At 67.8% G+C, this 8,951-nt stretch carries 7 protein-coding genes and 3 pseudogenes; 3 read left to right on the forward strand and 7 right to left on the reverse strand.

What is annotated here, in order from left to right; translation table 11 throughout:
* Positions 1 to 206: 206 nt before the first annotated feature.
* Positions 207 to 554: pseudogene (locus VIU94_RS31650) on the reverse strand (dienelactone hydrolase family protein); the annotation flags it as partial.
* A gap of 41 nt (positions 555 to 595) precedes the next feature.
* Between VIU94_RS31650 and VIU94_RS31655 the strand changes: the two are divergent.
* The gene (locus tag VIU94_RS31655) at positions 596 to 1,558 is read left to right on the forward strand and encodes a hypothetical protein (RefSeq protein WP_331916674.1); all 963 of its coding nucleotides are present in this window, start codon (positions 596 to 598) and stop codon (positions 1,556 to 1,558) included.
* 240 nt (positions 1,559 to 1,798) lie between these two features.
* Here VIU94_RS31655 and VIU94_RS31660 read toward each other — a convergent pair whose 3' ends face one another.
* The 4 genes and pseudogenes from VIU94_RS31660 to VIU94_RS31670 all read right to left on the reverse strand — a co-directional run bounded on the left by VIU94_RS31660 (position 1,799) and on the right by VIU94_RS31670 (position 4,567).
* Positions 1,799 to 2,011 carry a hypothetical protein gene (locus VIU94_RS31660; RefSeq protein ID WP_331916676.1) on the reverse strand — a complete coding sequence of 71 codons (213 nt, stop codon included), beginning with the start codon at positions 2,009 to 2,011 and terminating at the stop codon, positions 1,799 to 1,801.
* A 16-nt stretch (positions 2,012 to 2,027) separates the two neighbouring features.
* Positions 2,028 to 2,528, reverse strand: a pseudogene (locus VIU94_RS44800) (ExeA family protein); the annotation flags it as partial.
* On the reverse strand, positions 2,525 to 3,880 hold the full coding sequence (locus tag VIU94_RS31665; protein WP_331916678.1) for a DDE-type integrase/transposase/recombinase: 1,356 nt from the start codon (positions 3,878 to 3,880) through the stop codon (positions 2,525 to 2,527). The gene VIU94_RS31665 and the pseudogene VIU94_RS44800, both read right to left, overlap by 4 nt.
* Positions 3,881 to 3,982: 102 nt before the next feature.
* Positions 3,983 to 4,567 (reverse strand): DUF6431 domain-containing protein, encoded by a 585-nt coding sequence (locus VIU94_RS31670; protein WP_331916680.1) that lies wholly within the window; start codon positions 4,565 to 4,567, stop codon positions 3,983 to 3,985.
* A gap of 203 nt (positions 4,568 to 4,770) precedes the next feature.
* Here VIU94_RS31670 and VIU94_RS31675 point away from each other — a divergent pair, with 203 nt between their 5' ends.
* Complete coding sequence (locus VIU94_RS31675) at positions 4,771 to 5,313, forward strand: SUKH-4 family immunity protein (protein WP_331916681.1); 543 nt, start codon at positions 4,771 to 4,773, stop codon at positions 5,311 to 5,313.
* Positions 5,314 to 5,933: 620 nt separating this feature from the next.
* Entirely contained in the window at positions 5,934 to 6,281 is a 348-nt protein-coding gene (locus tag VIU94_RS44805) for a transposase (RefSeq protein WP_414721046.1), read from the forward strand.
* 91 nt (positions 6,282 to 6,372) lie between these two features.
* Here the strand turns inward: VIU94_RS44805 and VIU94_RS31680 are convergent, their stop codons facing one another.
* Positions 6,373 to 6,813, reverse strand: a complete 441-nt coding sequence (locus VIU94_RS31680; RefSeq protein ID WP_331916682.1) for a hypothetical protein — start codon at positions 6,811 to 6,813, stop codon at positions 6,373 to 6,375.
* Positions 6,814 to 6,896: 83 nt separating this feature from the next.
* Positions 6,897 to 7,133 (reverse strand): annotated as a pseudogene (locus VIU94_RS31685) (NrdR family transcriptional regulator); the annotation flags it as partial.
* Positions 7,134 to 8,951 lie beyond the last annotated feature (1,818 nt).

Consider the following 8,951-nt stretch of genomic DNA (forward strand, 5'->3'; position numbering starts at 1 on the left):
CACTGCGGCTGTCAGATGGTGGGCCGCTGACGAGCTGGGATGCCAGGTCGCTTGCGACCGCGGAGGCTCGGATTTCTCAAGCGACCTGGCTTTTACGGAACTCTCGTTCGCGATAGAGGCGGGCCACGGCCATGGAGACATCGGTGTGGCCCGCCATGCCGTCTGCTGGTCGTGGCCGCTTCAGGCTTGGCTTCCGGGCTGGAGCTTCAGCAGTCGGCCAGGGTGCGATCCAGGAGGGGGAGCAGGCGATCCCAGTGGCGCTTCAGCCCGGAGGCGCTAAAAGCGTCGGTGTCGGACATGGTGAAGCCGTGGATGGTGCCGGGGTAGATCTCGGAGGTGTAGCCGACACCTGCCGCATCCAGGGCCTGGTTGAGCTCGCCGAGGGCCTCAGCTGTCATGTCGCCTTCGGCGTGGCCGAGGTGGACCTGGGCGGTGAGTACGGCAACCGCAGGGGCCTCACCCGGGCGCTGTCGTGCTCTCTCAGTTCCTTCGACGCGTCTGCGCGCCGAGGCTGCCAGGCCTGTGCAGCCGCGTGGCTCCGAGGCGAGAAACCGGGCCGTCCCGATACCGACATTCCCACGCCCAGGAGCGCCCCATGATGATCACACCGGACGAAGCCCGGCGCCTGCTGACCGAGCTGACCGAGAGCTGTGCCGTGCCGGCCGCCCCGCCAGGGCTGTCCCGCTACTGGTTCCAGCGCCACGGGCACATCCTGATCGGCGACGTCGCGGTCCGCGGCTACAAGCACAAGAACCGCTGGCGGCTCGACGACCGGGACATCCGCAAGGCCGCCACGCGTCTGAAAGACCTCTCGATCGCCCCCGACGATCGTGTCAGCGCTCTTCCCGCCCCGTCCCGCCGCAGCAGCGGACACACCTGGCGGGAACAAATCAAGGCATGGATGGAAGGCGCTGCGTACGACACGCGTGCCGCCGGCGGATGCCCTTGCATGCCAGAACCCTGCCGGCAGACCGGAGTCAATGACGACGGCCTGCCCTGCGGGCTGACGCAGGAGGCATTCGTCCGACGCCACGGCTGTTCCACCATCGCCTCCACCCGCCCCGTCCCGTTGCTGTCATGGTCCGGAACGCGCTGGACGGTCCCCCGCGCCTACGCGGAACTCCTCGACCGGGCCGACGAAGCCGAACGCCGCCTGGAGGAGCACGCGGCGGTCTGCAGCGGCTGCGGCGCTAAGGGCGACGCATGGCAGTGGCGTACCTCCAGCGCGGCCGGCTTCGTGACCCTGTGTCCCCACTGCGCCACCAAGACCTCCCGTCGCTACACCGGGCATCTGGCGGGCGTCCTACACGGCTCGCTCACCAAGAAGGAAGCCGACGGCTTCCTGTGCTGCCTGTGCCCGAGCCCACGCCGAGCCCTCTACTGGGACCACTGCCACACACGGCTTCGTCCGCGGACCCGTCTGCGCCAGCTGCAACACCTTCGAAGGCGGCGGGTGGGGCTTCATCCGGCGCGAGGGAGGCGTCCAGCACCTTCTGCGCTGCACCGGCTGCCACCAGGCCCGGACGCTGCCGCCCCGCCACCACGCCGACGTCGTTAAGGAGGCGACCGTCTTCGCTTCCCACGGATCCTGCCCGCACCGGCCGTACGTCCGCTGGGGCCGCACCGCGGAAGACGGGTCGGTCATGTTCGAGCTCTCCTGCAGCCGCCACACCAAGAACGGGACCGAGGTCCACTGGCACCACAGCATCCCGGCCGCGCAGGTGGCAGACATGGTCCGCGCCTTCGTTGAACGCAGGCCGGCAGGGTGACGACCATAAGCCGCGCAAGACGTGCCACCCTACGGGCCGACTGTGAAGCGAGCTCGGCCCGCGGCGAGGCCGTCGGCCCATAGGGCGGCCGCCGGCCGGTGGAAGGCGGCGAGGGTGTCCTCTCGTCCGGCGATCGTGAGGTGGTGCTTGATGTAGCTGGCGGTCTCCTCCTTCGTCATCGTGGGCATCTGGTAGCTGATCGAGATCCGCTGGTCCAGGGCCGCCAGGACGCCGTGCTTCATGCGTTTGGCGCAGGGTGGGCTGGCCGATCAGCAACACCGCGAACGGCGTCGTGGAGTCCATGTCGTAGTTGGTGAGCATGCGGATCGCGTCCAGCTCCTGGTGGTCGAGCAGGTGTGACTCGTCGATCACCACGGCCGGCGTCCTGCCCCGTTCGTCGACTTCGGCGGCCAGCGCGGCGGATGCCTGGGTGGCGAGAGCGGCCAGGTGGAACTTGGGGGTCCCGCCCAGGCTGGTGACGATGCGGTCATAGAGCCCGCGCATGCCGACCTCGGGATTGGGCTGGTAGATGACCGTGAACCGGGCCGGGTCGAGCGAGGCGACGGCCCCCTTGAGAGCTACGGTCTTTCCGGATCCGACCTCGCCGGTGACCACGCCGATCGCCCGGTTGTTGATGCACCACGCGATGCGGGCGGCGGCCTCCCGGTGGGAGTGGTGCTGGTGGAGCATGGACGGAGCCAGGTTCCGTCCGAAGGGGACACGGGTGAAACCGAAGTACCCCTGAACGCGGTCGATCATCGCGGTCCCCGCCCGTCGTCCATCAGGGACGAGTAGTTGATGCCCTTCACGGTGTTCGCCTTGTGCGTCTCGTCGAGGATCTTCAGGTAGTCGATTCCAGTCTGCGGGGCCGACTCCGGCGGTGTCTCCGGCCTCGCCTTCGGATGGGTGTGCCGGCCCACCCGGTGCGGGACGGCTTTGCCCGCGCTCTTTCCCGACGTCCTCACCTCGATCTCGGTCAGGTCGAACGGGTCGAAGACCAGCTCGACCTTCATCCCGGCCAGCATCGGGTCGACCTCGTAGCTGTTGCCGTGCAGGCTGACCGTCGCGGTCTTCGTCACGGTCCGGAACTCCGACCACAGAAACGCCTCCCGAAGATCAGCGGGGCTGGGCAGCGGCAGCGGCCGGGAAATCGAACCCAGCCACCGTTCGATCGGAGGCTGCCCCGTCTCCGAGTGCACCGTGCGGTGATAGACCGTCTCCACCCACGCGGTGAAAAGCCTGTTCAGCTCGGCGAGATGCTCAATCTGACCGACACGTTCCTCATCGAGCTCGACCAGGAACTGGTCACGGACGGTGCGGAAGAACCGTTCGATCTTCCCCCTGCCCTGCGGCCGGCCGGGCTTGGAATGGGTGAGGCGGATGGCCAGCGACGCGCATGCTCGCAGCAGCCACGTGTCCACGAACGCCGACCCGTTGTCGACGTAGATCGACTCCGGGACCCCGCGGGCAGACAGCGCCGGCCGCAGGGCGGCGGCCAGGCGGACGGTGTCCTCGGCGAACCCAAACCGGTGGCCCACGATCGCCCGGCTGTGGTCGTCGATGAACGCGAAGAGGTACGTTTTGCGGCCGCCGATCTTGGGCCCGTGGAGGGCGTCCCCCGTCCACAGCTCGTTGCCGCGGGTGGCCTCGAACCGGCCGAACACGCTCTTCTCGCCGCTGCCGCCGGTCAGGCCGGCGTCAGCGAAGTGCCGCTGCAGCGTCCGGTCGGTCGGTGACCAACCTTGTGTGGTCCGCAGGATCCGCTGGATCTGCGCGGCCGTGCGGGCGGGGTTCTCCTTCTTCAGCGCGGCCGCCAGGTCTAGGACCTCGACCGGGGTCCGTGGGGTGACCTGCCGCTGGGCCGGCACCAGGGCGGGAAACCCGCCCGCGCGGTAGTGGCGGGCCCAGCGGTCGAGCGTGCCGCGGGCGACTTTCACCTGCCGGCCGAACGGGTCGGTGTGCTCTTTCGCGGCCAGTTCGCGGGCGAGTTTCCCGCGCTGGCGTGTCGTGAGTTTCGTGTCGATCAGGTCCTGGATCAGGCCGTAACGGAACAGGCCCACCTGCCGGGCCCGCTCCGCCCGGCGACGGTCCTCGTCCTCACTCGGTGACATAGGCAACCCACCTCGCGTCTCGAACAGAGCCCGCCGCATCCCGGCGGACACGATCAAGACTTCCGGCACCCTCCGATCCCGCCCAGAGGCGGCCCGTGTTGATCAACTAACGGAAGAAGACAAGGTCAGCACCCTGCCGCCTACCGCCCTCCCGGCGAACTCCCACCGCGACACCGTAAGCATGTGCGGCCACTTCGTCGCAGCCGCCCGATGGGCGGCCGCGACCGCCGAAACGGCGTCAGCGAACGGCGAAGCCGCCGCATCCGGCATCACCGGGTCGTCCGCGAGCGCGACCAGAGCGACGGTGAAGTGGCGGCGTACTGCCTCCGCCCGTTTGGCGAACGTCCGCAACCAGCCACGGACCGTGCCCTCGGCCAAGCCCAAGTGGGCGGCGACCTGGCGATGGCCCATGCCCAGGGCGGCTATCTCCAGTCCAGTCCCGATCACCGCGGCCACATCCGCCCGCCGCGGCCAGAGTGCCTCCGCCAACAGCACATGCGTGACCTTGCAGCCCGGGCAACGAGTACGACGTGGCCGCAGAAACAGCCGGGCCCCAAGATCACCCCGGATCTCCCGGGGTCGGCCATGTCCCCACGGTGCCAGGGCCGCCCCGCATGACGGGCAGCTCAGCCGGCCTTGCCGCAGCTGCTGTTCCACCAGCAGGGCGTCGTTGTCGACGATCAGCACCCGGCAGCCTCCGCAGACCACGATGTGCTCCCGTTCCGAGCACGACGAAGTACCGCCAGCCTGCCCAAACACCAAAGGATCATGTTGCTCAGGACGAACTCGCATGCACCCGCCATCTATCCGGCCGAGGGCGCTCGAATCGGGTGTCGGTCCTGGTCAGTAGAGTCGCGGTGACCGCTGACGCCATCGGAAGGATCTCCACATTGCTGACCTATGACGACCTGGTCGAATGGGCGGGTGAAGAGAACGTCGCGCGGGCCGGCGCCGCCTCCGTCGCGGGCTGGCAGGTCCCCGAGAACCAGACAGCCCTGCTCGTGAGCATCGGCATTCCGAACACGAACAACCTCATCGAGGCAGCGGCGGTCCAGACGGAATCGGCCCCACAGTTGCTGACCCGAGACGGCAAGCAGCTGTACCAACTGACCGAGAACCGGCACGGAGACCTGGTCCCCGACCTGCTGTGGACGTTCGGAGTCGAGCCCGTGACCGGCACGGTCTACTACGTCCTTCCCGACGGCGAAGCCTGGTTCGCCAACTCCAGCATCGCCCTGTGGCTCCAATCCCTGCACCACTACGGCCGGCATGTAAGCCAGTCCGAGATCCTCAACGACCCGGACGGGGATGAGGACGAGGCCCTCGCCGAGCTCAGCCAGCTCGCGGCCGAGCTCAAGCAGATCGACCCGCCCGCGTTCGACGGGTACAACGGCTTCATCTGGGCGGAACTCCTCGACCGATGGCTCTGGTAGCCGTCCGTCGCACCTCGACGACCCCGTTCCTGTTCACGGTGTCGTCGCACACGAAGAGGCAGCCTGGCCCCCGATACGACGACAGCCCGTGGGCAACGGGAGTGTCGCCGCCACCCTCTTCATGACCACGCAGAGAGTCGTCTAACAACCGCACATCGACGTCCGGGAACAGCACATCGTCAAGCGAGCAGACGCCCACCAGCAAGACATGCCCTGCCGGAACGTTCCCTCACACAGCTCCTGACCTGGGATTTCGCGGAACTGCGGTCAGAGCCGATTCCAGGCGGCAGCCGACGCGACGGGCGAGCTCGACTGGGACATCTCGGTTGACTCGACCATCGTGCGGGCGCACCAGCACGCGGCTGGCGCGCGCAACGACTCACCGCCGGCCCCCGCCCCCAAAGGGGTGCAAGTCCTAGAACACCAGGTCGAAACGCCGTGGCAGAGCCTGCGCGACCGCCTGGTGGAGGTGGTGCGGGAGGCGAGGGCTTGGGCCGCTCGCGCGGCGGCTTCACCACCAACCTCCACCTCAGTGCGGACGGCCGCTGCCGCCCGTTGTCCCTGATCGTCACACCCGGTCAGCAGGCAGACTGCACCCAGTTCAACCGGTCCTGGAGAAGATCCGCGTCCCGAAGACCGGGGCGGGCAGGCCCCGCAAGACGCCGGACAGCGTTGCGGCCGACAAGGCATACAGCAACGGACCATGCCGCGAGTACTTGCGGCACCGGGGCTTCCGGCACATCATCCCGGAGAAGATCGACAGCCAGGCCGCCCGCCTGCGTAAAGGCTCACGTGGCGGGAGGCCACCTGGCTTCGACGAGGAGCGGCACAAGAAGCGGAACACGGTCGAACGGGCTATCAATCGGTTGAAACAGCACCGGGCGGTAGCCACCCGCTACGACAAGCGCCGTTACATCTACCTCGGCACAGCTACCGTCGCAGCTCTTACGATCTGGCTCCGAACATGACCGATGGCTCCGTGGCACTGTGTCGACAACGCGCTCCTCACGGCCCCTGCCGTTGAGGGTCTGCACCCTCACGGCGGCGATCGAACCTCCGCTATGCAGGGCGAAGAACGGGATCGATCACTGCCAGGCTCTCGTGCAGCCGACGGGCCCCCCGGGCGACACGATCGTCGGCGTCGCCCGACATCTCCTCGCAGAGCCGTAGTGCCTCGTCCAGGTCCGCCGAGAAGATACTGAAGACATCGACGATTGCGGTGTGGATCCAATCGGCGTGGTTGTCGTTGGCGATTGCCAGTGCGGACGCGACTATCGTCAGCCCGGGCCTGTCCTTTCGCCGAAGCAAGCCTTCCGCGGTCCGTCGGGTGACGAAGGTGTCATGAGGGTCGAGCACAAGCCCCAGCAGCGACTCTGCGGCCTCTTGCATCTCGGCGAACCCTGCCAGGCTGTGACCGGCATCCGCCCGGTCACGCCAGTCATCGCTTCGCCCGAGGTCGCCAAGCGCCACGGCAACCGCACGCCGCAGATCACTGTCCACTTATCCGCCCGCCCCTCCCACGATTCGGTCAAAATATCACCGAGACGCCCTGCCGGATGATCGCCAGGACAGGTCCTAGGCGAGGCGTCCCTGGCGACACCCCGTCCCCGGTACGCCGTGCGGACACCGGAGACGACCTTGGCACGGCTGACGGGCTCGGTGACGCCGGAACTCTTGACCACCATGAGCGAACAGGTCTCCACCGTGGTGAAACGGCCAGCGCAGTCCGTGCACTGGCGACGACGTCGGATCGACGTGCCGTCATCGGTGGTGGCAGCGGGGCAGGTGCCCACGCCGATACCCGTGAGCCACTTCCTCATACGTATGTTGGCGCAACCTTCCGAAAGCCCCTACCGCTGTGCTGGCCAGGGAGACCATTCGAGAGGGGCCGACAACGTGACCCACCACCGCAGACAGCGCTACCATCACCGCCCAGCACCGCCCACGGTGCCGGCGCCTGCGAGGAGACCTGGCCGAAGCCGTGCGAGGGGACCGTTGCCAAGGAGCCCGCCAGCATCGTCCGCGGGTCGGAAAGATCCGATCGGAGGCTCGGATGCCGTTGTCGCCAACGAGCCCGGAAGGCGCAGCCGCGCCACGCGCAACACCTTGCGAGGACAGCGACCGGGAGTGGTTCTACGTGCTCCAGCATCCGGAGCGCTTCCCAGCGGCACGCGGTCGAGTGCGGGATCAACCGGCTCAAGCGCCACCGCGCGGTCGCCACCAGGTATGACAAACTCGCCGTCCGCAACGAAGTGACCGTGCTGGTCGCGGTCCTCAACGAGTGGCTGTGACGTACTTCGTCGGTCTGTTGCCCATCAGCAGCGGCTCTCTGGCTACCTTCCGCTGCCATCCCCGCGCAGCGCAGCACGGACCAGACCAACGTCCGCAGCGGGGATGGCGAGTTCCCAGTAACGATCAGCGGCCTGCAGGGACAGCAGACGGAACGCTCCCTCGTCGACCGCCCCACTCCCCGAGCCGGCGACCGGGCCCGCCCCGTGAACGTGGAACGGAGCGGCCAAGGCGATGTCTTCACCGAGGACTCGAAACGGCCGCCACACCACTGGCGACGCTGCGGCAGGATCCAGAATCAGCGACCCCTGCCGGAAACGGTGACCGTCACGGACGAACGCGGAGACCTCGCGAGCCTCTCCAGCGTTCAACGCTACGACGTCCGCCTCGGCGCGATGTCCAGCGTCTCCTGTGAGCTGCTCGATGAGGCGACTCGGATGCCGGAGCAGATCCATGAAGGACTGCGTCCCTGCGGCCCGTCGTGCCCTTTGTCCCACCATTGCCCCCTGGATCGTGGCCGTAACCAGGGTAGCGACGGGGGTCGGCGAAATTGCCTCCTCAGCCATTCTCGCAACAGGCCCTAGACGAGGAGGCGCAGGGCGAGCAAGCCGCCACGGGATTGAGCGCTGCTTCGGCATTCTCGTTTCTCGGATCTGTTCGGCGGCGGCTCGCCGCAACAGCGTCTCTAACTCCTTCCCTTCTAACTCCTTCCCTCCCCCTTCGAACGTAGGGAACGGGTGTGATGAACAGCTTGGCTCGGGCCGTCGCTGCGCTCTGCCTGCGCGCAGCGCCGCTACGACCGCGCCGTGGGGTGCCCCGCAGGGGTTCATTGCCCCGCCCCTACTGGGGCGTTGCTGTTCGGGTGGAGGCAGCCCGCGTGCTCATGCCGTGGGCGTCAGGACTTCGGCAGGTTCGGGAGAACGTTCGTGGGTGCTCTGGCCCGGAGCCTGTTCGATGACGGTCTGCTCTGGCAGTGGATCGCCGAGTTCCCGGCGGAGCGGAGGCCGGCTCTGCTGGGCAGCATGCTCGAGGAACGTGACCGGGTAAGTGGGCTTCGATCGGGTTCGCCGAGGACGCGTTTGTCGGCGTGAAGCAGAGCTCGACCTTCCCGGCCGCCCACCAGCGGATCTTGCTGCACGCCTTCCTGGCACGCTCCGCGGTGACAATCCGGGCAAGATGCTCGTGCGGGTCGACGGCTGGTTCAAGCCACGCAGATATTCACCGGCTCCTTACCGGACAGCTGTAGACCTTTGGCGCCCCTCCCGTCACTCTTGCCGTCGATGTGCCAGCGGGGCACTTGAGTGGGAGACGAGGGGCCAGTGACACCGATCAGCCGCAGAGGGTTCGTG

This window comes from Streptomyces sp. (assembly GCF_036566765.1).
Lineage (GTDB): Bacteria > Actinomycetota > Actinomycetes > Streptomycetales > Streptomycetaceae > Streptomyces.

Bases quoted from the DNA above. Each gene is read 5' to 3' on its own strand.
- VIU94_RS31655 (WP_331916674.1), top strand. From the start codon at position 596: ATGATGATCACACCGGACGAAGCCCGGCGCCTGCTGACCGAGCTGACC.
- VIU94_RS31660 (WP_331916676.1), bottom strand. From the start codon at position 2,011: ATGAAGCACGGCGTCCTGGCGGCCCTGGACCAGCGGATCTCGATCAGC.
- VIU94_RS31665 (WP_331916678.1), bottom strand. From the start codon at position 3,880: ATGTCACCGAGTGAGGACGAGGACCGTCGCCGGGCGGAGCGGGCCCGG.